The sequence below is a fragment of the Promicromonospora umidemergens genome (genome assembly GCF_024171995.1).
Classification (GTDB): Bacteria; Actinomycetota; Actinomycetes; order Actinomycetales; family Cellulomonadaceae; genus Promicromonospora; species Promicromonospora umidemergens.
In genome coordinates this window covers 37,520-62,832 of record NZ_JAMTCT010000012.1, presented here as the reverse complement: position 1 = coordinate 62,832, position 25,313 = coordinate 37,520, and the positions used below count along the sequence as shown (strand labels likewise).

Annotated in this window: 22 protein-coding genes; 4 read left to right on the top strand and 18 right to left on the bottom strand. The window is 71.4% G+C overall.

Annotation, left to right across the window (positions count from 1 at the left end; all coding sequences use genetic code 11):
* Position 1 precedes the first annotated feature (1 nt).
* Genes APR04_RS18100 through mtrA form a run of 3 tightly spaced genes read right to left on the bottom strand, consistent with a single transcriptional unit; the run spans position 2 to position 4,166 of the window.
* On the bottom strand, positions 2–1,732 hold the full coding sequence (locus tag APR04_RS18100; protein ID WP_253872640.1) for an LpqB family beta-propeller domain-containing protein: 1,731 nt from the start codon (positions 1,730–1,732) through the stop codon (positions 2–4).
* Positions 1,732–3,486, bottom strand: a complete 1,755-nt coding sequence (gene mtrB / locus APR04_RS18095) for an MtrAB system histidine kinase MtrB (RefSeq protein ID WP_253872637.1) — start codon at positions 3,484–3,486, stop codon at positions 1,732–1,734. The genes APR04_RS18100 and mtrB overlap by 1 nt, the downstream gene beginning before the upstream one ends.
* Positions 3,486–4,166, bottom strand: coding sequence for an MtrAB system response regulator MtrA (gene mtrA, locus APR04_RS18090; protein WP_253872634.1), 681 nt, complete (start codon positions 4,164–4,166; stop codon positions 3,486–3,488). The genes mtrB and mtrA overlap by 1 nt, the downstream gene beginning before the upstream one ends.
* 139 nt (positions 4,167–4,305) lie before the next feature.
* Here mtrA and APR04_RS18085 point away from each other — a divergent pair, with 139 nt between their 5' ends.
* Together APR04_RS18085 and APR04_RS18080 are read left to right on the top strand one after the other, a co-directional pair.
* A complete protein-coding gene (locus APR04_RS18085; RefSeq protein ID WP_253872632.1) occupies positions 4,306–4,992 on the top strand; it encodes a response regulator in 687 nt (228 codons plus the stop codon).
* Positions 4,993–5,145: 153 nt separating this feature from the next.
* Positions 5,146–6,306 carry a trypsin-like serine peptidase gene (locus APR04_RS18080; protein WP_253872630.1) on the top strand — a complete coding sequence of 387 codons (1,161 nt, stop codon included), beginning with the start codon at positions 5,146–5,148 and terminating at the stop codon, positions 6,304–6,306.
* A gap of 123 nt (positions 6,307–6,429) precedes the next feature.
* Here APR04_RS18080 and APR04_RS18075 read toward each other — a convergent pair whose 3' ends face one another.
* The 6 genes from APR04_RS18075 to APR04_RS18050 form a co-directional block, all read right to left on the bottom strand.
* A complete protein-coding gene (locus tag APR04_RS18075) occupies positions 6,430–7,782 on the bottom strand; it encodes a DUF58 domain-containing protein (protein WP_253872628.1) in 1,353 nt (450 codons plus the stop codon).
* Between the two features lie 12 nt (positions 7,783–7,794).
* Positions 7,795–8,853, bottom strand: a complete 1,059-nt coding sequence (locus APR04_RS18070) for an AAA family ATPase (RefSeq protein ID WP_372496129.1) — start codon at positions 8,851–8,853, stop codon at positions 7,795–7,797.
* Complete coding sequence (locus APR04_RS18065; protein ID WP_253872624.1) at positions 8,850–10,139, bottom strand: DUF4350 domain-containing protein; 1,290 nt, start codon at positions 10,137–10,139, stop codon at positions 8,850–8,852. The genes APR04_RS18070 and APR04_RS18065 overlap by 4 nt, the downstream gene beginning before the upstream one ends.
* A complete protein-coding gene (locus APR04_RS18060) occupies positions 10,136–10,798 on the bottom strand; it encodes a DUF4129 domain-containing protein (protein WP_253872621.1) in 663 nt (220 codons plus the stop codon). The genes APR04_RS18065 and APR04_RS18060 overlap by 4 nt, the downstream gene beginning before the upstream one ends.
* 1 nt (position 10,799) lies before the next feature.
* The gene (locus tag APR04_RS18055) at positions 10,800–12,032 is read right to left on the bottom strand and encodes a DUF7544 domain-containing protein (protein ID WP_253872618.1); all 1,233 of its coding nucleotides are present in this window, start codon (positions 12,030–12,032) and stop codon (positions 10,800–10,802) included.
* A 113-nt stretch (positions 12,033–12,145) separates the two neighbouring features.
* Positions 12,146–13,135, bottom strand: a complete 990-nt coding sequence (locus APR04_RS18050) for a stage II sporulation protein M (protein WP_253872616.1) — start codon at positions 13,133–13,135, stop codon at positions 12,146–12,148.
* A 64-nt stretch (positions 13,136–13,199) separates the two neighbouring features.
* Here APR04_RS18050 and APR04_RS18045 point away from each other — a divergent pair, with 64 nt between their 5' ends.
* Positions 13,200–14,027: an RDD family protein gene (locus APR04_RS18045; RefSeq protein ID WP_253872613.1), complete on the top strand. Its 828-nt coding sequence runs from the start codon at positions 13,200–13,202 to the stop codon at positions 14,025–14,027.
* Positions 14,028–14,097: 70 nt separating this feature from the next.
* Here APR04_RS18045 and APR04_RS18040 read toward each other — a convergent pair whose 3' ends face one another.
* The 4 genes from APR04_RS18040 to APR04_RS18025 all read right to left on the bottom strand — a co-directional run bounded on the left by APR04_RS18040 (position 14,098) and on the right by APR04_RS18025 (position 18,934).
* On the bottom strand, positions 14,098–15,285 hold the full coding sequence (locus tag APR04_RS18040; protein WP_253872611.1) for an acyltransferase family protein: 1,188 nt from the start codon (positions 15,283–15,285) through the stop codon (positions 14,098–14,100).
* Positions 15,286–15,364: 79 nt separating this feature from the next.
* Entirely contained in the window at positions 15,365–16,678 is a 1,314-nt protein-coding gene (locus tag APR04_RS18035; protein ID WP_253872608.1) for a glycosyltransferase family 4 protein, read from the bottom strand.
* Positions 16,675–17,895, bottom strand: a complete 1,221-nt coding sequence (locus APR04_RS18030) for a glycosyltransferase (RefSeq protein WP_253872605.1) — start codon at positions 17,893–17,895, stop codon at positions 16,675–16,677. The genes APR04_RS18035 and APR04_RS18030 overlap by 4 nt, the downstream gene beginning before the upstream one ends.
* Positions 17,896–17,983: 88 nt before the next feature.
* Positions 17,984–18,934, bottom strand: coding sequence for a DMT family protein (locus APR04_RS18025; RefSeq protein ID WP_253872603.1), 951 nt, complete (start codon positions 18,932–18,934; stop codon positions 17,984–17,986).
* A gap of 168 nt (positions 18,935–19,102) precedes the next feature.
* Here APR04_RS18025 and APR04_RS18020 point away from each other — a divergent pair, with 168 nt between their 5' ends.
* Entirely contained in the window at positions 19,103–20,041 is a 939-nt protein-coding gene (locus APR04_RS18020) for an alpha/beta fold hydrolase (RefSeq protein WP_253872601.1), read from the top strand.
* A 91-nt stretch (positions 20,042–20,132) separates the two neighbouring features.
* Here the strand turns inward: APR04_RS18020 and APR04_RS18015 are convergent, their stop codons facing one another.
* The 5 genes from APR04_RS18015 to APR04_RS17995 all read right to left on the bottom strand — a co-directional run bounded on the left by APR04_RS18015 (position 20,133) and on the right by APR04_RS17995 (position 25,293).
* Positions 20,133–21,464, bottom strand: coding sequence for an Nramp family divalent metal transporter (locus APR04_RS18015; RefSeq protein ID WP_253872598.1), 1,332 nt, complete (start codon positions 21,462–21,464; stop codon positions 20,133–20,135).
* 105 nt (positions 21,465–21,569) lie between these two features.
* The gene (locus tag APR04_RS18010) at positions 21,570–22,514 is read right to left on the bottom strand and encodes a glycine betaine ABC transporter substrate-binding protein (RefSeq protein ID WP_253872595.1); all 945 of its coding nucleotides are present in this window, start codon (positions 22,512–22,514) and stop codon (positions 21,570–21,572) included.
* A 75-nt stretch (positions 22,515–22,589) separates the two neighbouring features.
* Positions 22,590–23,414 carry an ABC transporter permease gene (locus APR04_RS18005; protein ID WP_253872593.1) on the bottom strand — a complete coding sequence of 275 codons (825 nt, stop codon included), beginning with the start codon at positions 23,412–23,414 and terminating at the stop codon, positions 22,590–22,592.
* Entirely contained in the window at positions 23,414–24,652 is a 1,239-nt protein-coding gene (locus APR04_RS18000; RefSeq protein ID WP_253872590.1) for an ABC transporter ATP-binding protein, read from the bottom strand. The genes APR04_RS18005 and APR04_RS18000 overlap by 1 nt, the downstream gene beginning before the upstream one ends.
* Positions 24,649–25,293 carry an ABC transporter permease gene (locus APR04_RS17995; RefSeq protein WP_253872588.1) on the bottom strand — a complete coding sequence of 215 codons (645 nt, stop codon included), beginning with the start codon at positions 25,291–25,293 and terminating at the stop codon, positions 24,649–24,651. Before APR04_RS17995 ends, APR04_RS18000 begins: the two co-directional genes overlap by 4 nt.
* Positions 25,294–25,313: the final 20 nt, after the last annotated feature.

The window sequence follows — 25,313 nt, the reverse complement described above, 5'->3', positions numbered from 1 at the left end:
GTCAGCCGGGGTACGCCACGAGGTCGACGTCCTCGGCCAGCGGCTGCCAGACGCCGGTCTCCTCGTGCTCCAGGTCGCCGTCCTTGCTGACCACCAGGATGCCCTCGTCGGTGACGCCCGCCGTCATCTGCGCCACGTCCGTGAGCCCCGGCAGCTTCGCCGACTGGCCGCCGGTACCGGCCAGCCCGCCGACACCGGCGGTCCAGATGCCGGACTTTCCCTCGTTGTCCCGCGTCAGGAGCGCGAGCGTGGTGAGCCCGGACCAGCGTGCTTCGACGACGTCGTCGACCGGTGCGCCCACCGCCAGCGGAGTCGCCGCGAGGTCGACCGGCGCTCCCTCGTTGTCCCGCACGATGCCCGCCACGTGCACCTGCGTGCCCGTCGGTGTCTCGCTGACGATCGCTGCCCGCGAGCCCTCCGGCGCCACGGACACGCTGATCACCTTGCGCCCCTTCAGCCAGTCAGGCTCCACGGTGACCTCTTCGAGCGCGGCGGTGTACACCTTCAGCTCACCGACGCCGCCGCTGGTCCAGGTGGCACCGAGGTTGTCGATCGACGGCGCCGCCAGGTCCGGACCCTGCAGGATCGGCACCGGCCCGTTCTCGCCGTCGGGCGAGATGCTCACGATCTGATCCGTGCCGTCCCGCACCACGATCGGCGTGGCCACCGGACTGACCGCGAGCGCCGTCGGATCGATCCCCGACAGGTCCACCGGCAGCTCGTGCTCGACGACCCGGCCGTCGTCGATGAGATACAGCTGGCCGTTCTTCAGCGCCATCGCCTGGGCGGTGGTCGCCGGCAGGTCGACATCGGCATCCTCGACGGCGAGGCGGTTGGTGTCGCTGAAGAGGTCAACGGACACGGGGCGTCCGGCTCCCTCGGAGAGGGTCGCGGAGATCTGCTCCGCGATCACCGAGCGCTGGGCGGAGGGCGCCTTGCTGATCTGCTCGCTGAGCCGGACGGCGACGGGTTCGCCGTCGTCCGACTCGCTGATCGACGGCGATGCGAGCTGGGTACCGTCCGGCACCAGGGACTGGGTGGCGCCCTGCAGCCACTCGGGCGGCCCTGCGAGCAGCTCCTCGACAGCCACCCGCCGCCAGGACTGCCGCGGGAACCAGCGCAGGTCGGGCACGAGGCTCTCCATGTCGTCCGCGGCCGGGAAGAACAGGCGGGTCGCACGGTACTGGTTGGCGAACAGGTTGGCGGGTACGAGCACGCCGTTGTCGAGCGCGGAGATGCGCCATTCTCCGCCGGACCTGGTGACGGTGAACCGGTAGTCCAGCTCTCGCGGGTCCCCCACCTCCGTGTACGCGCCGGCGCTGTCGAGGGTGGCGATGGCGGTCGCCTGTACAGCGACCTCCACCGTGTCGGCGTCCCCGAGCTCGGCGCTGCTCTCCATCGGTTCCGGCACCGGTGGCTCGCGGACGACACGCACCGACGCCTCGGGGTCCCATGTGTCCACGACGTCGCTGGTCAAGAACTCCCGTGCGGTCTGGAACTCCTTGGGTGACGTCGTGGCGGCGACGGCCGCACCCAGGAATCCCAGCACGATCGCGTACGGGTCGGCGCCCACTGTCGGACCCTGCGGAAGCATCGCGATGTCGACCTGCGTCTCCACGTCGGCGGTACCCACTCGTACGGGACCGGACGTCGGGATCTGGGCGCAGGCGCCGAGCCCGACGACACAGGCAAGAGTGACGGCTGCGGCCACGAGGTTCGTTCCCCTGCGCATCAGTGCACCTCCACGTCGTTGGCGGCGTGCAGTCCCACGGCGCCCTCGGGATCGGACAGGTCGGGGATCGCCGTCGGCGTCGGCCCTGCTGACGGGTTGACCACGGGGATCTGGCCGGTACGGAGCCCCGGCTCGTGCGACGCCGGCGCCATGGTCACCGGTGGTTCGCCCACCTGTACGCCGGCGCTGCGGGGCAGCGTGAGCCGGAAGCTCGCGCCCTGTCCTGGTCGGCCCCACGCGTCGAGGCGGCCGGAGTGCAGGCGCGCGTCCTCGAGGGCGATCGCCAGGCCCAGGCCGGAGCCGCCGGTGGTGCGGGCGCGCGCCGGGTCGGCTCGCCAGAAGCGGTCGAAGACGTGCTCGACCTCCTGCTTGGTCATGCCGACGCCGTAGTCGCGCACCACGACGGCGACGGCGCGGTCGTCCTCGGCGACGGTCACCTCGACCGGCCGCTCCTCGGCGTGCTCGATCGCGTTGACCACGAGGTTGCGCAGGATGCGCTCGATACGGCGGGGGTCGAAGTCGGCCGCGGCGTCCGCGTCGGGCAGCCGCACCGAGACTCGGACGTCCTTGCTGTTCGCGAGCGGCGCGGCCTGCTCGACCACCGACATGACGAGGTCACGCAGGTCGCGACGCTCGGCGTCGAGGACGGCGGCGCCGGCGTCGAACCGGCTGATCTCCAGCAGGTCGGACAGGAGCGACTCGAACCGGTCGATCTGGCCGAGGAGCAGCTCGGCGGAGCGGGCCGCGTCCTCGTCCATCTGCTGCCGCGACTCATGGATGATCTCGCTCGCCATGCGGATGGTGGTGAGCGGCGTGCGCAGCTCGTGCGACACGTCGGACACGAACCGGCGCTGCATGGCGGACAGCTCCTCCATCCGCAGGATCTGGTCCTGCAGGCTCTCGGCCATCTCGTTGAACGAGCGCGCGAGGCTCGCCATCTCGTCCGTGCCGCGGGCGCCCGGCATCCGCTCGGACAGGTGCCCCTCCGCGAGGCGCTCCGCCACCGTGGCCGCCCGGGTCACGGGCGTCACCGTCTGCCTGGCCATGGTCCAGGTGACGACGCCGAGCAGCGCCAGCATGCCGAAACCGCCGGCGAGCAGCACGCGGTGCACGAACGACAGCGTCTCCTGCTCCGGCTCCAGCGAGTAGAGGTAGTAGATCTCGTACCTGGCGTCGGGCGATGCCTGGACCGTGGAGCCCACGATGACACCCGGGCCGACCATGCCCGGGTCGGCGGTCGCCGGGATGCCCACCGCCTGCAGCACCTGGTCGTCGTCCGAGGCGATGTTCGCGTCCCGCAGCTCGCTGGTGATGAGCAGGTCCGTCAGGTCGGCCCTCGAGGCCACGTCGGCGACCTGGGCGGTGCCGCCCTCCTCCTGCAGCAGGAAGTACTCCTCAGCCGTTGACCCGCTCGTCGCACCGAGCGTCGCGATCGTGTCGAGCAGCAGCTGCTGCAGCTCGCCGTCCGACGTCGTGGGGGTCTCCGAGAAGTTCTGCGCCACCTGCGCCGTCAACGCGGCAGCCTCCCCGTCGATCGCCGCGAGCCGCTGCTCGTAGATGCCGTCCCGTACCGACGTCGACAGGTACAGCCCCAGCACCGCGATCGCCGCGAACCCGATGGCGAGCGCCGTGGTGACGACACGCAGCTGCAGGGAGGAGCGCCACTGCGCCACCCCGCGGCGGGCGGACCGGACAGCGACCACCCGGGCCCGGGGTACCACCCGGCGCAGCCGCGTGACCAGGCCGTGCGGCATCAGCGTGTCGCGCCCGCCTTGTAACCGACGCCGCGCACCGTGAGGACGATCTCCGGGTTCTCCGGGTCACGTTCGATCTTGGAGCGCAGGCGCTGGACGTGGACGTTGACCAGGCGCGTGTCGGCGCTGTGCCGGTAGCCCCAGACGCGTTCCAGCAGCACCTCCCGCGTGAACACCTGCCACGGCTTGCGGGCCAGCGCCACGAGCAGGTCGAACTCCAGCGGGGTGAGCGCGATGCGCTCGCCGTCCCGCATGACGGTGTGGCCGGTGACGTCGATCTCGACGTCGCCGACGACGAGGCGCTCCGGGCCCGGGTCCTCGCTGCGGCGCATGCGGGCCTTGATCCGGGCCACGAGCTCCTTGGGCTTGAACGGCTTGGAGACGTAGTCGTCGGCGCCGGACTCCAGGCCCACCACGACGTCGAGCGTGTCGGACTTGGCCGTCAGCATGATGATCGGCACACCCGACTCGGCGCGGATCTCGCGGCAGACCTGCACACCGTCCTTGCCGGGGAGCATGAGATCGAGCAGCACAAGGTCCGGCTGGTGGGTGCGGAACATCCCCAGCGCGGAGTCGCCGTCGGCACAGAACACGGCGTTGATCCCCTCGCCCTTGAGGACGATGCCGATCATCTCCGCCAGTGCTGTGTCGTCGTCGACGACGAGAACTCGTACCTTCATGTCCTCCAGTGTGCCAGGCTGGTCCAGTAAACTTGGCCTTGCCTGCCGTGCTCGGCCCGTTTGCTGCGAGTTCACCCGCGGTCGGTGGGCCTACGGTAGTGACCGTGAACCTGCCAGCCACCAGCCCGTCGAGCCGCGGATGACCGGGCCGAACGGCGCGCCGTCGAACCTGCGGGTGCTCCTTGCCGAGGACTCGGCGATCCTGCGCGACGGCCTCGCCGCTCTCCTGACCCGGCGCGACCACACCGTCACCACGGTCGGGGACGGCGTGGCTCTGGAGCGGGAGGTCGCGCGCCTCGCCCGCGAGGAGTCGCTGCCCGACGTGGTCGTCGCCGACATCCGGATGCCGCCCAGCTTCACCGACGAGGGCCTGCGCGCGGTCCTGGGCCTGCGGACCCGGCACCCGCGCCTGCCCGTGCTGCTGTTCTCGCAGTACGTCGAGACCCGGTACGCGAGCCTGCTGCTGTCCGGCGACGCGCGCGGCGTCGGGTACCTCCTCAAGGACCGGGTGGCCGACGTCGGTGACTTCGTCGACGCACTCGGCCGGGTGGCCGGTGGCGCGACGGTGCTGGACCCCGAGGTCGTCTCGCAGCTCATGGGTTCCGCCCGGCAGGACGACGACCTGGAGCGCCTGTCGGCCCGGGAGCGCGAGGTGCTGGGCCTCATGGCCCAGGGCCGGTCCAACGGGGCGATCGCCGAGCTGCTGCACCTGTCGTACGGGGCCGTCGAGAAGAACGTGGCGGCGATCTTCACCAAGCTGGACCTGCCGCAGGACGCCGCCGACCACCGCCGCGTCCTGGCGGTGCTGCGCCACCTCGGGGTCTGACCCGTCCGGACAGCTCTGCCGCCCGGTGCGAGACGAGGTCTTTCCCGAGCTGCTACCGCATTTAGGTAGGCCTTCTGCTGTTTCTTCCCTACCCTACTGAAAGCTGGAGATATCAGTCTAAGCGGGCATGAAGGACAAACAGAGGAGATTTCTATGGGCGGAACTCGAAAGCTGCGGCTGGCCGCCATGGCCACCGCTATGACCCTGACGGCGACCGTGGTCAGCGTTCCGATGGCGTGGGGCACGACTTCTGGCGCGCCGGCCGACGTCGCCGACGTGCCCGACAGCGGCATCGCGTCGACCGTCGCGCCGGTCCTGAAGGGGAACGGCTCGACGGCCCGCACGTACTCGCAGCAGGAGGTGCAGCGGGTCGAGGACCAGGGTGGCGACCCCGCGGTCCTCGACTACTGGACGCCGGAGCGGATGGCCAGCGCTACGTCGCTGGACGAGCCGGGCGACCGCGCACTGGTGTCCAGGACGGCGCGCGACGCCGCCCTGGACCTGGCTTCTGCGGCCACCATGGGCGATGCCACGGTGGCCGAGAGCGCGCCGGACGCCGAGATAGTCACCCGGCCGGCGGCAGCCGCCGGCGCCACGCCGGCAGGTAAGTCGGGGGGCGTGCAGCCGCTCGGCGTCAAGAGGTTCCCGATCTCCACCGGCAAGCTCTTCATCGGCGGGGTCAACGGCAACCGGTACTGCTCGGCGTCGGCTCTCAACACCCGCTCGAAGCGCGTGGTCATCACCGCGGGGCACTGCGTGCACGAGGGACGGGGCGGCAACTGGATGAAGAACGTGGTCTTCGTGCCGAGGTACAACGGGAACGCGAGCCGGCCGGCACCGTACGGCAAGTTCCAGGCCCGCACCCTGCACACCTTCAAGGCCTGGATCAACTACGGCGGCACCACGCGCGGCTGGGGCCGGGACGTCGGGCTGATCTCCACCTACACGAACGCGAACAACAAGCGGCTCGTCAGGGTGGTGGGCGGCAACGGCCTCGTGGTCGACAAGTCCTACAGCTTCACCGCGTCGGTCTTCGGCTACCCGTCGAACCTCAGCAACGGTGAGGTGATGCGGGCCTGCACCGGTAAGGCAGCCAAGACCAGGGCCATCCCGCACACGTCCAAGATCGTCGGCTGCAACTTCGGCAAGGGATCCTCCGGCGGGCCGTGGCTCTGGAAGTACAACGGCGACACCCGGCTGGGGTACACCATCGGTGTCACGTCGTTCGGACCCTCGAACAACAAGTTCATCGGTTCGCCGCACTTCGACGTCGCGGTGCGGAGCCTGGCCATCAAGGCCAACAACGCGTTCTGACACGTACGGCCGAGCCCCGTTCGGCACGGATCCCCGCCGGTGCATCTCCGGTGGGGATCCGTGCCGGACGGGGCTCGGGTGCGTCCAGGGCCGGCGTAGGGGCTCGGCGCGTCGGGGTCGGCGTCAGAGCCGGCCTGCCGCCTTGAGCGCCAGGTACTCGTCCGCCAGGCGGGGCGCCAGGTCGTCCGGCAGCGCCTCGACGACGTCGGCCCCGTAGCGGCGCAGCATCGTCGTGACGGCCGTGCGCTCCAGGTCACCCCGCGCGGCAGCCGCCGCGTCGTAGACCTCGGTGACCGTCTCGCGTCCGGCCCGCAGCCCGGCCACCTCCTCGTCCGCGACGGACGCGACGACCACGGTGTGGTTCCGGGAGAGCTGGTCCACCACGGGGAGCAGGCCGTTCTCCACCGCAGCGGGGTCGAGGCTCGTGAGCAGCACCACGAGCGCGCGCTGCGTCATGCGGGTCCGTACCTGCGTCACCACACCCGGCCAGTCCGTCTCCAGGAGCACCGGGTCGATGGTCGCGAGGGATTCCGCCATCGCGGGCATGAGCCGCGGCCCGGCCGCGCCCACCACGCGGGAACGGACCGTGCGGTCGAACGCCACGAGCTCCACCCGGTCGCCCGCGTGGCCGGCCAGCGCCGCGAGCAGCAGCGCCGCCTCGATGCTGGCGTCCAGCCGGGGTGCGCCCGTGGAGTCCGCCGCACCCACCCGGGCGGCGGACGTGCGTCCCGTGTCCAGCACGATCATCACGCGCCGGTCCCGCTCCGGCCGCCAGGTGCGCACCACGACCTCTCGCCGGCGGGCGGTGGCGCGCCAGTCGATCGAGCGGACGTCGTCGCCCACCACGTACTCCCGCAGCGAGTCGAACTCGGTGCCCTCGCCGCGGATCTGCACCGCCGCACGGCCGTCCATCTCCCGCAGCCGCGCCAGGCGCGAGGGCAGGTGCTTGCGGCTCGCGAACTCCGGCAGCACACGCAGCCGGCCAGGCACCGGCAGCGTGACCTGGCGGCCTGCCAGGCCGAGCGGCCCGAGGCTGCGGATGGTCACACCGCCCGCCGTCCGGTCGCCCCGCCGCGTCGGCACGAGCGTGGTCGGCAGGCGTGCGGCCTCGCCGTCGGGCAGGTTCACGTGGTGCCGCCCGGACCCACCCGACGCCGGGCGCACACGCTCCGACCTGCCCCGGCCCTGCCCCGCACCGGCCGACGGCCCCCACGCGTCCCGGACCACGGCACGCAGCCGCCGTCCGGAGGCGTTACGGAGCACCAGCTCGCTCGTCGCCTCGGCGCGCAGCCGCACCGAACCGGGTACCCGCCGCTGCACCGCCACCCGCCGCGGTGAGGCGGCCAGCACGACGTCGACGACACATACCAGGACCACCACGGCCGTCCACACCAGCACCGTCCCGTTCGCGGGCAGGAGCAGCACGGGAACCACGCCGAGCCCCATCAGGGCGGCGGCCCGCCACGTCACGACCATGCGCGCTCCCCCTCAGCGCGGCACGGGCACGGAGGCCAGCACCGTGTCCAGCACGCCCTCGGCGGTGACACCCTCGAGCTCGGCCTCCGCGCGCAGCTGCACGCGGTGCCGCAGCGTCGGGTGGGCGAGCGCCTTGATGTCGTCGGGCGTCACGAAGGAACGCCCGGACAGCCACGCCCACGCCCGCGCGGTGCGCAGCAGCGCGGTCGCGCCACGCGGCGAGACACCGAGCGAGAGCGACGGCGAGAAGCGGGTCGCGCGGCACACGTCCACGGCATACCCGAGCACCTCGCGCGACACCTGGACACGGGCTACCTCGGCGCGGGCGCGCTCCAGGATGTCGGCGTCGGCCACGGGGGCGACGCCGGCGGCGGCCAGGTTGCGCGGGTCGAACCCGGCGGCGTGCCGGGCGAGGACCTCCACCTCCTGGTCCCGCTCGGGCAGCGGCAGCACGAGCTTGAGCAGGAACCGGTCGAGCTGGGCCTCGGGCAGCGAGTAGGTGCCCTCGTACTCGACGGGGTTCTGCGTGGCGATCACCATGAACGGGTCGGGCAGCAGCCGGGGCGTGCCGTCCACCGACACCTGACGCTCCTCCATCGCCTCCAGGAGGGACGCCTGGGTCTTGGGGGGCGTGCGGTTGATCTCGTCCGCCAGCACCAGGTTGGTGAACACGGGGCCCTTGCGGAACGAGAACTCGGCGGTGCGCGCGTCGTAGACGAGCGAACCCGTCACGTCGCCCGGCATGAGGTCGGGAGTGAACTGGACGCGCTTGGTGTCCAGCTTCAGGGCTGCCGCCAGGGTGCGCACCAGGAGCGTCTTCGCGACACCCGGCACTCCCTCGAGGAGTACGTGTCCCTGGCACAGCAGGGCGATGAGCAGGCTGGTCACCGCCGCGTCCTGCCCGACGACGGCCTTGCCCACCTCCGTACGGACCGCCGCCAGTGCGGCGCGCAGCTCCTGCGACGGTGCGGGCGGCTCGGGCGCGGGGGGCTGCTCGTTGCTCGGCTGCTGAGCCGGCGTGGGCTCAGCGGGCGCAGCTGCGGGCTGTTGGGGGAAGGCTGGTTCGGTCACGGTCGGTGGACCTCGCTCTCCAGGATGTCGAGTCGGCGCGCGAGCTCGGCGAGCGCGGCGTCGTCAGCGGGGGGTGGGCCGTAGAGCAGGTCTGCCACCTGCTGCGACGGGCGGTTGGTTGCGGCGACGACGGAGTCGACCACCGAGGTGGCGTCGGACGAACGGGCCAGGCCGAGGCGCGAGGCTATCCGGTCGGCCGTCGACGCGCGCAGGCCTGCCGCGGCGTGCCCGCGTGCGCGGGCCGCCCGGTACAGGCGGGCACGCCCGCGCGTGGCCTCGGCCGACCGCACGAGCACCGGCAGGTTCTCGACGACGAGCGGGCCCATGCGGCGCACGCGCCACAGCGCGAGCAGCACGGCGGTGAGCACGGCCACCAGCGCGACGGGTGCGGAGCCGGGCGGCATCATCGCGTTGACCTGGCCGCGCTCAGCGGGCGTCGGCTCGTCGTCACCGGTGCTGACGTCCATCGGGTCCGGCACCAGCCAGACCAGGTCCTCCTGCTGCCCGAGCATCCAGAGCGCGAGCGCGGCGTTGCCCTCGTCCAGGACCGTGCCGTTGCGGATCACCGCCGGGTCGTCGACCACGGTCACCGACCGGTTCGGGAAGTCCAGCCGCGCGTAGGCGTAGGCGCCCAGACCGTCGGGCCAGCACAGCACCGGGCGAACGGCGTCGCCGCCCGCCCCGGCGTTCACGTCGTAGAGCCCTGGCCGCAGCGTCACCTCGCCTGCGGCCTGCGCGGCCGGGTCGTCGCACTGCGGCGGCACGGGACCGTCCACCTCGCCGTACGTGGAGTCGATGGTGTTCCGGCTCACGGCCGCGACCATGGCGTAGTCCGCACCGAGCACGACGAGGTCGGCGCCCGTCCGGTTCAGCGCCGAGATCTGGTCGTCGGCGAAAAATTTAGGGCTGGGCGTGACGAGAAGGGTGCTCTCCGGCCCAGCGGCCGCCACCGCGCCGGCCACCGTGGTCACGTGAGTGATCCGCACGCCCTGGTCCTTCAGGACCTCGGCAACGGCCATCCCCCCGTTCTCCTCCGGGTTGTCCGGGGCGTACGGGGCAGCCGACGTCGGCGGGCGGACCACCGCGAGGAACAGGACGAGCAGGGCGATGGCGGCGAGCACCGTCAGCGGCCAGCGCAGCCGGCGCCAGGTGCTCGCGGCGCGTGACCGGCCGGTGCTGTCGTCGCCGATCACGACGGGCGGCTCGTCGACCGGGCCCGTTCGCCCGCCGGACGATGCCGCAGGTGGCGTGGGGGCGGGCGGCGGCGGGAGGGGCGTGACCGTCATGCGGACACCCCCGGCTGCTCCTCCACCTGCGCGCTACCGGGCTGCGCCACGGGCCGGGCCCTGGTGACCTCGGCGTCGAGCGCGCGCAGGTCCGCGTCGTCCCCCGGCGTGGCCACCCGGTCGCCGTACTCGACGCCGTCGAACAGGTCGGCGCCCCCGCGCAGGCCGTCGGCTTGAGCCGGCAGGCGTACGGCGGCGTCGGCGGCGGCCTCCTGGGCCGTGCGGCCGGGTCGGGGGTCGATGATCACGCGTTCCTCCAGAGAGCGGACGACCGCACGGAAGCGCTCGACGGCCGCCGTCCGCCAGTCGCCCGACGCGGCGGCGGCGTCGGCCGCCGCGCGCATCTGTGAGGCGGTGCGGGCGTCATCGGTGTCGAGCACCTCGGCGGAGCCCGTGCGGTTGCGCCCGAGGCGCACCGGTCCGGCCACCAGCCAGGCGAGCACGAGGGCCACCACGGCGACCACCACGACGACCACCCCCAGCTGAGGCCCCGACATCGACGTGTCGGGCCAGTCGATGCTGTTCAGCCAGTCCAGCACCCAGCCGATCAGGCGGGCCAGCAGGGACTCGCGCTCCGCGTACTCGGCGCCCTGCAGCTCGCTGGTGAGCCACTCACGTGCGGTGTCCCGGTCCGGGACGACGGGTAGGTCGGCCCTCATCTCACTGTTCCGCCGCGGTCGCGGCCGCGGTCTGCAGCTGCACGTCCAGTCCCTCGCGACGCATCCGGGTGTCGATGTAGAGCAGCGCGATGACGCCGCCGACGAACAACGCGCTCAGCCCGCCGGAGATGACAGAGCTGAGCCCGTAGCTGATCGCTATCCCCACGTCGTTCGCCGTCACCAGGAGAAAGCTCATGGCGAACTGCAACGGGACGAGGACGATGTTGGAGATGATCCACATGATGATCACCGTCAACAGGTAGATCCCCAGCACCCGCCAGAACGTGCCGCGGGTCAGCTTCCAGGCGCGCGCACAGGTGGCCCAGAAGCCGCCCCCCTCGACCGCGAGCGCCGGTGGGATGAGCGCCACCCGGGTGAGCAGCCACGCGAAGCTCACCACCAGACCGGCGAGCACGACGAGCACGCTGATCCCGCCCAACGTCGGATCCACCGCGAACGCCGCGATGACGATCCCGATGGCCAGGAAGAAGATCAGATACGCGGCGAGGCCGCTCAAGAGCGAGAAGCCGATGAGGAACCACGCACGCTTCACCACGCGCCGCCAGGCCTCGGACAGCGGGATCTTGCGCCCGATCACCGAGTCGCTGACGGCGATGGCCATGACGCCCATCGCGAGCGGCATCGCGAGCGAGACCAGCAGGCCGATGCCCAACGCCGACCCGTACGTCACGCCGAGCATGTCCTGGGTGAAGCCCAGGCCCTCGAGAGCGGGGTCGGACCCGACCTCGGCGAAGAAACCGGCGAACAGATCGGTGAACAGCGTGGTGAGGGGGATGCTGATCAGCGTGCCGACGGCGACGGCGAAGACCACGATGATCGCCGTCAGGCCCAGCGTCACGCCCGGGTTGTGCCGGACGGCTCCGAACGCGCCGTCGTACAGCTCGCCCAGGCTGAGCGGGCGCAGGGGGACGATGCCGGGTTTGTCCGCCAGCGGTCGATAGCCGGGCACCTGCGGGGAGGACGGGGAGTACTGCCCGTACTGGCTCTGACCGTACTGCGCGGCCTGCTCACCCTGCGGGGTGCCGTACTGCGGGATGCCGGTCTGCGGCGTGCCGTACTGCGGCTGGTCCTGCGCGGGTGGCGCTGCCGCGTCGTACCCGGGCGCGTACTGCCCGTACCGCGGCGGCTCGCCCCAGCCGGCGGGCTGGGACCCTCCGGACTGCGGGGGCGTCGGCTGCGCCGGCTGGTCGGGTGCGCTCTCGGGCGTCGTCATGGGGGCGTGCTCCCGGGTGTCGTCTTGGGGTCGTGCCTGCGCGGCAACCCTAGTACGCGCTACTGACGCCGGGCGGCGTTATTCACGCCCGCGTCGGTCGCTCCGCGCAACTGTCACCCAGCCGTGACCACTGTGGCGCCGGCTTCGTGCTCGGCGAGGTCACCCGTTGCCCCGGCGCGGACGGCCCTGCGGCCCAGCACATAGACGTAGGCCCAGAAGGCGGCCAGCACGATCATGCCGATCACGATCTTGAGCCACCAGTACAGGTCGGACCCGGTGACGAAGCCCTCCACGACACCGGAGACGCCGAGCGCCACCGCGAGCCCGATGACCGTCGTGATCAGGGCGCGCCCCTCGGCTGCCATGGCGACGGAGCGCTTGCGGTGCCCGGGGTCGATCAGGGTCCAGAAGAGCCGCAGCCCGGCGGCGCCCGCGACGAAGATGCAGGTCAGCTCGAGCAGGCCGTGCGGTGCGATGAGGGTGAGGAACAGGTCGAGCTCACCATGGGAGGCCATCATGCCGCCGGTGGCGCCGATCCCCACGGCGTTCTGCCAGAGCACCATCAGGGTGAAGTAACCGGTGATGCCGCCGGCCACGGCCAGCGCCGCGATCCTCGCGTTGTTGGTGAACACGACGCCGGCGAACCCTGGGCCCGGCTCGTAGTAGGAGGCGAACGCGTCGTTCACGTACTCCTCCTGTGCCGCGGGCGTCATCATCGCGTTCATCGCGTCGACGTCGGTGGCGATATAGATGCCCGCGACGATCGCCACGAGCAGGCAGGCCGCCGTCACCGCGTGCGACCACCACCGGATCCGGTAGAACGCGGCGGGCAGCGACAGCACGGCGAACCGCACGACCTCGCGCCAGGCGGGCTCGTGCGTGCCGGCGATGCGCGTACGGGCCCGGTTCAGGACGTCGGAGAGCCGCGTGACCAGTGCAGGGTCCGGCGCGGCCGACCGGACGGTAGACAGGTGCGTGGCGACCGACTGGTACAGGCGCACCAGCTCGTCGGACTCAGCGCCGTCCAGACGGCGCCGGGACGAGAGCTCCTTGAGCCGGTCCCAGTCGGCTGCGTGCACGGCGGTGAAGGCGTCGATGTCCACGACGGTAGTCTGCCGCACAGGAATGGCGGCGTGACCCCGAGACCCCCACCCGACCGGAGGAATCGTGCAGGACGGCATAGTCATCGGCGAGGGCGTGGTCCTGGACGCGCGCCCGGCGTCATTCATCACACGCGCGATGGGAGCGATGCTCGACTTCCTGATCCTGGTCGTCGTCGTCACGATCGTCCTGGCCTCGGCCGGGGTGTGGTTTCTCGAGACCGCCACGATGAGCGAGGACCTCGCGCTGATCACCTTCTCGGTGGTGAGCGCGTTCGTCGTCGTGGGGCTGCCCGTCACCGTCGAGACGCTGTCCCGCGGCCGGTCCGTCGGCAAGCTCGCCTGCGGCATCCGGGTGGTGCGCGACGACGGCGGGCCCGTCAGGTTCCGTCACGCACTGGTGCGCGCCCTGGTCGGGGTGTTCGAGCTGTGGCTGACGATCGGCGGCGTCGCGGCCATCGCGTCGATGGCGAACGCGAAGGGCAAGCGCCTCGGCGACCTCGCCGCGGGCACGTACGCGGTGCGGGTGCGGGGCGGCACGCCGCTGTCGGCACCGATCGTGATGCCGCAGGCCCTGGCCGCGTGGGCCCACACAGCCGACATGCGCCGGCTGCCGGACGGGCTGGCGCTGGCCGCCCGCCAGCTCCTTGGCCGCGCCGCCCGCCTCGCACCCGGGTCCAGGGCCCGGCTCGCCGACGACCTCGCCGGCCGGATCGAGCGCTACGTGGCGCCCGGGCCGCCGCCCGGCACTCATCCAGAGGCGTTCCTGCACGCAGTCCTCGCCGAGCGCCGCGACCGCGAGCTCGCCGCTGGTCAGCGGGAGCGCAAGCGGGCCGAGGAACAGGCCGAGCTGCTGCACCGCCTGCCGTTCGCGGTGGCGGACCCGCCGCGCTGACGCCTGGTTGCTCCCGCACGGACACGAGATCGGTCCGACCCCATGAGCTCGGTCCATCGATCGACCGATCTCAGGTCCGGAGGTTGTCCGTGGTCCGCAGCAGGCCACGGGAGCGCAGGGCGGCCGAGCAGCGCAACAACCCGGTCTGCACCGCCCGGCGCAGCCGGGCCGACGTCGGGCGCTCGACGCCGTAGTGGATCACCACGGCCAGGAGCAGGCTGATCCCACCCGCCGCGAACAGCGCGACGGTGCGGGTGGTCTCGTGGGCCAGGAGGTCGATCACCGCATAGCCGAACTGGGTGTGCACCAGGTAGACGGGATAGGTCAGGGCACCGACCGTGCCGAGCACGGCCGCCACCCGCCGGGGCGGGACGGTCCGGCCGGGCAGGGTGGTCGCCCAGACCGCTGCGATGCTCGCCAGCATGAGCATCACGGCGATGACGGGGCTCACCGGTACGCCCTGGAGGTCCGACGCCCGGCCTGCGGCGTCGAGGACCCGCATCACGCACAGGGTGATCCCTCCGATGAGCAGCACGCCGCTGACCAGGTCGAAACCGTCGCGGTAGACGAGGAACAGCAGCATGCCGACGGCGAAGTACGGTGCGTAGTTCGGCACCAGCCAGTCGGTGAGCCACTGGGCACCGAACGCCTGGGCGGCCCAGCCTGCGAGCGGCCAGAGCGTGGCGAACGCCAGCACGCGGTTGCGCGTGAGCGGGCCGAGCGCCAGCACCACGAACACGAGCAGGTAGAACTTCAGCTCCACCAGCAGGGTCCAGAACACGACCTGGACGCCGGTGACCTGGAACAGGTCCTGCACCATCGTGAGGTTGACCAGGGTCTCCGTCAGGCTCGTCCGGCGCCCGCCCGACCACACCTGCTGCAGGCCCGCCGTCAGCACGATGCAGGCCCAGTACGCCGGGAAGAGCCGGCCCACGCGGGAGGCGACGAAGCCCGCGACGCCCCGGCCGTCGGCGCTGAGCAGGATCACGAACCCCGAGATCATGAAGAACAGCTCGACCGCGAGCCACCCGTACCGCGTGACCTCGTTGAGCAGCGGGAACGCGTCCACGGGGTCGACACCCCAGTAGCCGGTCACCGTCGAGGTCGCCGTGAAGTGGTAGAGCAGCACCACCGCCGCCGCGCCAAAGCGCAGGCCGTCCATCCCCACGAGTCGACCGGAGGATCTCCGGTCCTTGCCTACCGTGGTGGCAGAGGACGCCTCGGGCAAGGTGGCGGACGGGCTTTCGTGGCGGGTCATCGCCGCAGACCTTAGATCACAGAACGATAACGGTCAAAATTCACCCTACCAGAAGTGTCTTCGCCGACGTGTCTCGGCCCTACGCTGCGGCCCTGGTCCGATCTCCCCGGAGCCGGCGGATCGCGTCGTCGTACAGGTCAGACATCCGGCGGGCGTGAGCTTCCGGAGCGAACTCGGCGCGGGCCTGCTCGGTCGCCCGCGAAGCGGCCAGCACCCGGTCCGGCCGTTCGACGAGGTCCACCAGTGCGGCGCTGATCCCCGCCTCGGACACGGGGACCTCGATGCCGGGTCCGGCCAGTCCCTCGCTGAGCGCCGGATCGCAGTACAGGACGCCGCGTCCGGCGGCGACTGCTTCGACGATCGTCATGGGCTGGTTGTCGAAGCCGTACGACGTCAGCGCCACCAGATGTGCCCGCGCGAGGAGCTCCGGAACCCGGTCGTGATCCTGCCTGCCGAGAAAATCGATCTCGGCGTCTCCCGCCGCCTGCCGCGCCTCCGCCAGCTGGCTCCCGTCGCCGACGACCACGCCGCGCAGCCGGCCCGGTCCGAGCCGGCGTTGCGCGGCGGTGAGCGCCCGGACGAAGGGCAGGATCCGCTTCTCCGGCTCGCACCGGCCGATCCAGATGATCCGCAGCGGGATGTCGACACCCTCCAGCGGCCGCGCCGCATGCCCGGACGCCCTGACCGTGTTGGGCACCACCGCAACCCGCTCGAGCCCGGCAGCGCGGAGCCGTTCGGCCTGATGAGCGGAGGGTGAGACCACCTGATCGGCTCGCTGGGCCACGCCGAGGGTCATGTTGCGGAGCGCGCCGTCCGCCGCCCGGTCCGCCAGGCCGGCCCGTGTCGGGCGCCAGCCGGTGATGCCGCGGTGGAAGGCTCGGACGAGCGCGGCGACGAGGCGCTGGGGCCGCAGCGACGTCTGCCAGAAGAAGGTGTGCACGGTGTGTACCACCGGGAGCCCCAGGCCTTTCGCGACACTGATCGCTCCCGCCGCCACCCCGAACTCGGAGTGGAGCTGGACCACGTCGACCTGGTGCTCGGTGAAGACGGCCGCCAGCAGGCGGCGCAGTCCAGCCGAGTTGGCGACCACAGGCAGGGCCAGGCCGGGCAGCACCCACCGCGCCGGCACCTGGACATAGGTCACGCCCTCGCTCAGCCCTGCTCGTGCCGCGGCTTCCGGGGAGGACGGCGCGACCACCACCACGTCGGCGCCGTGGGCGACCAGCGCCGCCACCTGTTCGATCAGGGCGGTCTGTGCGCCGCCGAGGTAGTCCAGCGCGTAGTCGCAGATCACTGCGACGCGCCGGGCGGGGGACCGCGCCGGACCGGACGGGTCCATGACTGGCTTCTCTCCTGGGGTGGGATCTCCCGGAGCGGGGAGGTCCGTGGTCATGCCGCCACCGGCGCCCCGTTCATCACCTTCTCGTAGAGCGCCTCGAAGATGCCGAGGGTCGCCCCCATGGTGTGCGCCTCGATCAGCTCGCGGCCCGCGCTGCCGTATCGCTCACGCAGGGCGACGTCGGTCAGCAGCGTGCGCAGGTGGACGGCGAGCCCGTCGATGTCGCCCGGTGTGAACAGCTCACCGTTGGTGCCGGGCCGCACCAGGTGCGGCAGGGCCATCGCATCGGCGGCGACCACGGGAAGTCCCGCCGCCATCGCCTCCATGGTCACGATGCTCTGCAGCTCGGACACGCCGGGCATGCAGAACAGGTCGGCCGTCCCGTAGGCACCCAGCAGCTCGTCGTCGGACACCCGACCGCGGAATCGTACGCGCTGTGCCACACCGAGCCGGTCGGCGAGCGCCTCCCAGGTGGCCCGGCACGCACCGTCGCCCACCACCTCGAGCCGGCCGGGCACGTCCGGGGCGATCCGGGCGAAAGCGCGGATGAGCTCGTCGACCCGCTTCTCCTGGTCCAGCCGACCGACGAACAGCACCGTCGGCTCGTACAGCGTGTCCGGGCCACCGGGTGTGCTCCGGCGCGCGGCGACCGCGGTCCGCACCTGTTCGAAGGCGGCGGCGTCGATGCCGTTGGACACGGGGAACGCAGCGGCCAGCCCGGAGCGGCGGGCGATCAGGTCGACGGCGCGCGGGGTCGGCGCGGTCACGACGTCCGCCTGGGAGTACACGCGACCGAGATCGCGGTACATCCACTCGGCGAACACGTCCTGGAGCGGACCGGCCAACGGCAGGTAGCCCACGATGTTCTCCGGCATGAGGTGGTTCGTCGCGACCACCGGAACCTCGGCACGCAGCGCGGCCTGCACCACGGCCCGGCCGAGCAGCATGTGTCCGTTCGTGTGGACGACGTCGGGCCGCACCTCGGCGAAGACCCGCTTCACCTCGGGCGACACCTCCCACGGCAGGCACACGCGCATGGCGTCCAGCCCGGGCAGGCGGCGGGATACCAGACGGTGCACCACGACGCCGTCGTCATGCACCTCGGTGTACGCGCTCCCGGTGGGCGAGGGTGCGACGACGTGCACGTCGTGGCCGCGGGCCGCCAGACCGGCGGAGAGCCGGTCCGCGAAGCGCGCGGCTCCGTTGACGTCAGGGGCGAACGTGTCGGCGGCGACGAGGATCCGGAGCATGTTCACTGTGGGGACTCCCATGGTTCCGCCCCGGGCGGGGCTGGTTCTGGACGATTGTGTGGTTCAGACGTTCAGGCAGGCAGGGACGACGGCGCGGAGGAGCCACTCGTCAGGCAGCGATCATGAGTGCGTCCCGCTCCGCGCGGGCGGCCACGGCGTCGGGGTGGTGGTGGGCAAGGATGAGGACGCCGATCGCCGCGGTGACGGCCGCCGCACCGAGCAGCACCCACGCGCCGACGGGCGTCGTGGACCCTTCACCGAGCAGGACGGCGCCGAGCACCACGGCGACGATGGGGTCGACGACGGTCAGGCAGGCGATGACGATCTCCGGCGCACCCGCGTGATAGGCGTGCTGCACGAGCCAGGCGCCGATGGCGAACGCGGCGAGGGCGCCGGCTGCGCAGCCCAGCACGAGGGGCGACAGGATGCCCGTGTCGGCGGCCGCCTGAGCGGCGACCCGGATGAGCGCGGACAGAAGGCCGTACGCCGCGGCCACGGCGCTGGCCAGCGCGAGGCAGCGCAGCGATCCGCGGCTGTGCCGGGCCAGCCCCGCGAACCCGAGCAGGACGACGAGCGCCATGACGATCAGCCCGGCCGTCAGCGTCGCCGTGGCCGACGGCGTGTGGGTGGTGGCCGAGCCGGCCGACGCCACGACGAACACCGCGACGCCCCCGACCGTCAGGGCCGCACCGATGAGTACGCCACCGGACGGCCTGCGCCGCGCCTTGGCGGCCGACAGCAGCACGGCCAGCGGGACGGCCAGGACACCGACCGGCTGCACCACCCGCAGCGGGGCAAGGAGCAGGGCGACGCCGTTGACCACCGAACCGATCGCGGCGAGCCCTGCGCCCTGGAGCCAGCGCCTTCGCCGCACGATCGCCAGGAGGTGCCGTCCGGAGAGCTGGTGCCTGCCTGCGGGCTCGTCGTTCCGCCCGACATCGCCGACACGGCGCGCCTCGTCCGGGTGCTCGGTGGTCGTCACGGCGTGGTGCTGGAGCACCGAAGCCACCGCGAAGCACACGGCCCCGACGAGGGTGAGGCCGATGGCGAGGATCGTCATGGGCTCCATCTTGGCTGTCGGGGCACGCGTCAACCATAGGGGTCTCCCCCTATTCATCAGGGGTTCACCCCCCACCTTTTCGTCGGGTTCACCCCCACTTTTCCCGGACTCCCCAAAAGGTCTGGTCACAACGGCTCTTTCGACATTCCGGCTGGTTAGGCTCTTCGGATGGCACGCCAATCACTTCCCTCGCCGTACGCGACGCTGGTCTCCGGGGCCCCGGTGACCCGCTCGCAGGTCACGCTGTGCGGCGGCACCACTCACCTGTGGCAGTACGGGTCCGACCGGTCCGCTGACCACCTGGTCGTGCTGCACGGGTTCCGCGGGGACCACCACGGGCTGGAGCCGGTCGTGGCGCACCTGCTCCGCGAACGTCCCGGTCTTCGGGTCACCGTGCCCGACCTGCCCGGCTTCGGCGCGTCGCCACCGCTGCCCGACGGACGGCACGACGTGCCCGGTTACGCCGCCTGGGCACGCGACCTCGTCCGGGAGGTGGCCCCGGGGGGCACCGCGGCACTGGCCGGGCACTCGTTCGGGTCGGTCGTCGCGGCGGCCGCCATGTCCGGGACCGTGCCCGGCGGGCAGGAGCCCGCGGCTCCGCTCGCGCGAGCGCTCGTTCTGATCAACCCGATCCCCCGGCCCCCGGTGTCAGGACGAGGCCGGCTGGGGGTCGGTGCCACCGCCGCACTGCACTCCCTGGCGGGCGCGCTGCCCGAGACGGCCGGTACCGCACTGCTCCGGCACGCCGCGCTGACCCGCATCGCGAGCGTCGCCATGGTTCGCACGCCGGAGAAGACCCTCACCCGGTGGATCCACGAGGAGCACGACCGGTACTTCGCCGGGTTCGCTACCCGGCGCTCGCTGCTGACGGCGTTCCGCGCCTCGATAACGGGCAGCGTCCGGGAATGGGCAGCAGGCGTCGAGGTCCCCACCCTGCTCGTCGGAGGCGCGCGTGACGACCTCGCTCCGGCATCCGACCAGAAGGAGCTGACCACGGCGTTCCGCGACGCGCGGCTGGTCCTGGTGCCCGGCGTGGGGCACCTGACGCACTACGAGACCCCGGACGCCGTGGCCCGCGAGATCGCCGCGTTCCTCAGCGAGGCTTGACTCTTGTGGGGTGAATGACCGACACAACCCCGCCCCTGACCTTGGCGATCAGATCAATTGGGCTTTTCGGAATGAAGCAAAACGGCAAAGGTCAGCCGCCGAAGAGTGGTGCCACCGCCTTGATCAGCTCGGTGCCGCCCAGGAACAGGAACATGGCGGCCACCAGGACGAGGATCACGTTGACCCACCACCGGTTGCGCCACCGCAGCGGCACCGCCTTCGAGTTCATGAGGATCAGCAGCGTCAGCGCGAGGAACGGCATGAACAGCGAGCCCAGTGCGCCGTAGAGCACGACGAGCAGGATCGGCCGGTCGAGGAACAGCAGCGCCATCGGCGGGAACGTCAGCCACAGGATGTACGCCCGGTAGTAGGTACCGCCGGCGCCGCGGCGACGGTCGTCGCTGGGCAGGTTGCGCATCGTGGCGACGAAGTCCGCGAACATGAGTGACACGCCGTGCCAGACCCCGAGGATCGACGAGAACGTCGCGGCGAAGAAGCCGACCAGGAACAGCGGCGCCATGAAGGACCCGTACCGCTGCGAGAGCACGTCAGCGACGTCGATGAGCCCCTCTTCACCGTCGGCCACCGTCAGACCCGCGGAGAACAGCAGCTCGGCGCCCACGATCAGCATCGACACCACGAAGACGCCCGACATGACGTACGCCCACACGTTGTCGAGCCGCATGACGCGCATCCAGCGGGGCGTGGACCAGCCCTTCTCGGTGAGCCAGTAGCCGTAGGCGGCCAGGGTGATCGTGCCGCCGACGCCGCCCGCGAGGCCGAGCGTGTTCAGGACCGCACCCTCGGGAATGATCGGCACGAGGCCCGCCGCGATCTCGCCGAGGTTGGGCGTCGTCAGGATGGCCGAGCCCACGACGGTCACGAACATGACGCCGATCAGGACCGCCATGACGTTCTCGAACGGCTTGTACTTGCCGAACCAGACCAGCAGCAGACCCGCGACTCCCGCGAGCATCGCCCAGTACCGCAGGTCGACACCGGGGAACAGGCCGTTCAGCGCGAGGCCGACGCCGGACATGGCGGCGGCGCCGTAGCTGAAGCCCCAGATCACCACGTAGATGCCGAAGTAGACGACGGCCCACAGCCCCAGCGACTTCCAGCCGTCGAAGATCGTGCGGCCGGTCGCGAGCGTCCAGCGCCCCGCGCCCTCGACCAGCACGATCTTGATGACGACCCCAAGGATCACCGCCCACAGCAGGGCGTACCCGTAGGCGCTGCCCGCGACCATCGTGGCGACGAGGTCACCGGCGCCGATGCCGGTGGCCGCGACGATGAGGCCAGGGCCGACGATCTTCCAGCGGGGCTTCTCGAGGGACCCGTCGTACCCGGCGGCGGTCGCACCGTCCGGCGGCGGCGATCCCCCGGTCAGGCCTTGTGAGGTGACCTCATTGTCCTTTTCCATGGCGAGACTGTACTCACGGTTTCACCCGGCGGAAAGAGACGCGCCCGCGACCCGTCCCGCACGGAGCAGCGGGAGGGGGCGCGGGCGCCGTCAGGAGCCGAGGGCCTACAGCAGGCCCTGCTCGGTCAGCCAGTCCTCGGCCACGTCAGCCGGCTGCTCCAGGTCCACGGAGACGCGCTCGTTGAGCATGGTCATCTCCTCCTGGGTGAGCGCAGCGGAGATCGGGTCGAAGATCTCGTCGAGCTGGTCGCCGTACTGCTCGTAGACCTCCTCGCGGAAGACCGGGCTCGGGTTGTACAGCGGGAAGAATCCCTTGTCGTCCTCGAGGACCGTCAGGTCGAGCGAGGCCACGCGACCGTCGGAGGTGAACACCTCACCGAAGTTGCAGGGGTCCTGCGCTGCCGCCGCCGTGTACACGAGCGCGGTGTCGAGCACGGTGACGTTGCCGTCAGGGAAGGCGATCCCGTAGGCCTCTTCCAGGCCCGGCAGGCCGTCGTCACGCGTGGAGAACTCGTTCTCCACGCAGACCGTCGCGGCGTCCGGGTCGTCGGCGACGAGGCCGGCCAGGTCGGAGAGCTTGGTGGGGTTGCCCAGCTCCTCCGCGGCCGCGGTCGGGAACGCGAGCGCGTAGGTGTTGTTGAACTCCGCCGGCTGCATCCAGACCAGCTGGTTCTCCTCGAGGTCGCGGTCGCGCACCGCCTCGTACTGCTCGATGCGGTCGGGGATCGCCTCGGTCTCACCGAAGAAGCTGATCCAGGCGGTGCCGTTGTACTCCCAGTACGTGTCGATGTCGCCGGAGGTCAGCGCGGCGCGCGCGGCGTCGGTGCCGCCGAGGTTGATCTGGTCGTCCACTTCTGCGCCGGCGTTCTCCAGCGCGAGCTTCGTGATGTTGCCCAGCACGAGCTGCTCGTCGAAGTCCTTGGACCCCACGACGATCTCGGCGCCGTCGAGGGCGCCGCCGGTCGCGGACGCAGCGTTGTCACTGCCGCCACAGGCCGCCAGACCGAACGACAGCGTGACCATGCCCGCCGTTGCGAATACCTTTTTCATGCGCATTGATGCTCCTTTCCAGAGCGTTGTTCTTCGATGGCGCTGCTCGACGCGTGCCCCGTAGCGGGCGTTCGCTCACAAGCCCCGTGGGGCGAGCAGCCGGCCGAGCGCGCCGGCCAGGTAGTCGATCAGTAGCGCCAGTGCCGAGACCAGGACCACGCCCGTGACGAGTACGGGCGTGCGGTTGAGGGTGATGCCGTTGTAGATGATGAAGCCGAGCCCGCCCTGGCCGAAGAACGTGCCGAGGGCCGCGGTGCCGACGTTGATGATCAGGGCGGTACGGATGCCGGCGATCATGACCGGGAACGCCAGCGGCAGCTCGACCTTGAGGAGCACCTGCAGCGGTGACATCCCCATCCCGCGCGACGCCTTGACGGCCGTCCGGTCCACCTGCTCCAGCCCCACCATGGTGTTGCGCAGGATGGGCAGCGTCGAGCAGGCCACGAGACCGATGATCATGGGCCAGAAGCCCAGCGAGGTCCACAGGATGACGATGGTGATCAGCCCGAACGACGGCACACCCTGGCCGATGTTCGCGATCCCCAGCACCGCAGGCACCACGGGGCGGGCGAACGGTCGCGACAGCAGCACGCCGAGCGGGATCGCGAGCACGATCACGATGGCCGTGGACACCGCGGTCAGGTGCAGGTGCTCGATGGTGCTCCGCGTCAGCTGTTCGACGTTGAGCGTGCGCTGCTCGATCGTGTCCAGCTCGAGCGAGCTCACCCAGAGGTAGGTGCCGCCAAGGATCACCGCGAGCAGCACTGGCATGCCGAACCAGCTCAGCGGCGAGCCGCCGCGACGGCTCTCGGCCCGGCCGGGCGCGCCGGCCGTGCCTGGTGTGCCTGCCGTGCCCCCCGTGCCTGGCAGCGCCTGTGTCGCGAGTGCGGTGTCCGCCATCAGCGCACCTGACCGTCGGCCGGCTGCTGGGCGAGCTTCTGAGCGAGGTGGAACCGCTCGTACTCGTCCCGGACCGTCCTGACCACGGTCATGATCGTCTCCAGGTCCACGACCCCTTGGTAGGCGCCGGTCCCGTCGACCACCACCGTGCAGCCCACGTTGGAGGCGATGAGCTCGTCGAGGGCGTCGGCCAGCGTCGCATGGGGCTCCACGATCGCCTCGACGGGCAGGCCCAGCTCCGTGAGCGCCGTGCCCTTCTCGGCACGGGCGAGGTCGCGGCTGTTCACCCATCTGGCGGGGCGGCCGGTGGCGTCGAGCAGCAGCAGGGACGTCCAGGTGGAGGCCAGCAGAACGGCCCGGACCTCGGCCACCGGCGTCGAGAGGCTCGCCGTCGGCGCGTCCGTCGCCATCTCGATGTCCCGCACGCGGCTCAGGTTGAGCCGCTTCAGCGAGGCGCCTGCCCCGATGAAGTCCGACACGTAGTCGTCAGCAGGGCTGGTGAGCAGGTTCTCCGGGGTGTCGTACTGGGCGATGTGCGACTGGTTGCGCAGCACGGCGATGCGGTCGCCCATCTTGAGCGCCTCGTCGATGTCGTGCGTGACGAAGATGATGGTCTTGCGCACCTGCTGCTGCAGCCGCAGGAACTCGTTCTGCAGGCGTTCCCGGGTGATCGGGTCGATCGCGCCGAACGGCTCGTCCATGAGCATCACCGGCGGGTCGGCAGCGAGCGCCCTGGCGACTCCCACGCGCTGGCGCTGGCCGCCGGACAGCTCCTTGGGGTAGCGGCCGCGGTAGGTGGCCGGGTCCATGCCGACCATCTCGAGCAGCTCGTCCACGCGGGCGGCGATGCGCGCCTTGTCCCAGCCGAGCAGCCCCGGCACGGTCCCGACGTTCTGCGCGATGGTCCGGTGCGGCAGCAGCCCGGTCTCCTGGATCACGTACCCGATGTGCCGGCGCAGCTCGTCGGGGTTCGTGTGGGTCATGTCCTCGCCGTCGATGAGGATCTGGCCCGACGTCGGCTCGATGAGGCGGTTGATGAGCTCCATCGAGGTGGTCTTGCCACAGCCGGAGGGCCCGACGAGCACGGTGATCTCACCCTCGTTGACCGTGAGGGTGAGCCCGTCCACCGCCGCCTCTGCCGTGCCGGGGAACCGCTTGGTGAGGCCGACGAGCTCGATCATCGGCTTGGCGCCGGCCGCCGTCGGACCGGGCTGCGCCATCGTCTCTGTGGTGGTCATCGGATACCTCGCGAAGTGGTGAGTCGGCGGATCAGGACGAAGGCGGCATCGAGCAGGAGTGCCAGCACGATGACGCCGAGCGTGCCGCCGTAGACCAGGTTGGGGGCGCTCGCGTTGCCCTGGGAGCGCAGGCCGCGGAAGATCTCGGTGCCGAGGCCGGGGCCGCCCACGAGGGCGGCGATGGCGGCGATCCCGATGACCACCTGCGTGGAGACCCGGATGCCGGTGAGGATCACCGGCCAGGCCAGCGGCAGCTCGACCCTGAGCAGTCGCTGGAAGCCGGTCATCCCCATGCCCTGCGACGCCTTGACCACCGCGGGGCTCACCGAGGCGAGGCCCGTGACCGTGTTGCTCACGATCGGCAGCAGCGCGTACAGGCTCAGGGCAGCGATCGCGGGCGGCGCACCGATGCCGAGCACCGGGATGAAGATCGAGAAGAGCGCCAGCGACGGCAGGGTCAGGAAGAATCCTGCGCCGGCGAGGATCGGGTTGCGCAGGAACCCGTTGCGGTGGGCCACGATCCCGAGTGGCAGGCCCACGGCGAGCGCGATCCCCATGGAGATGAGGACCAGGTTGAGGTGCTCGAGGCCGAGCTCCAGAAGGTTGTCATAGTTACGCGTCAGGTATTCGGCAAAGGTCACAAAGGCTCGTTACGTAGGGG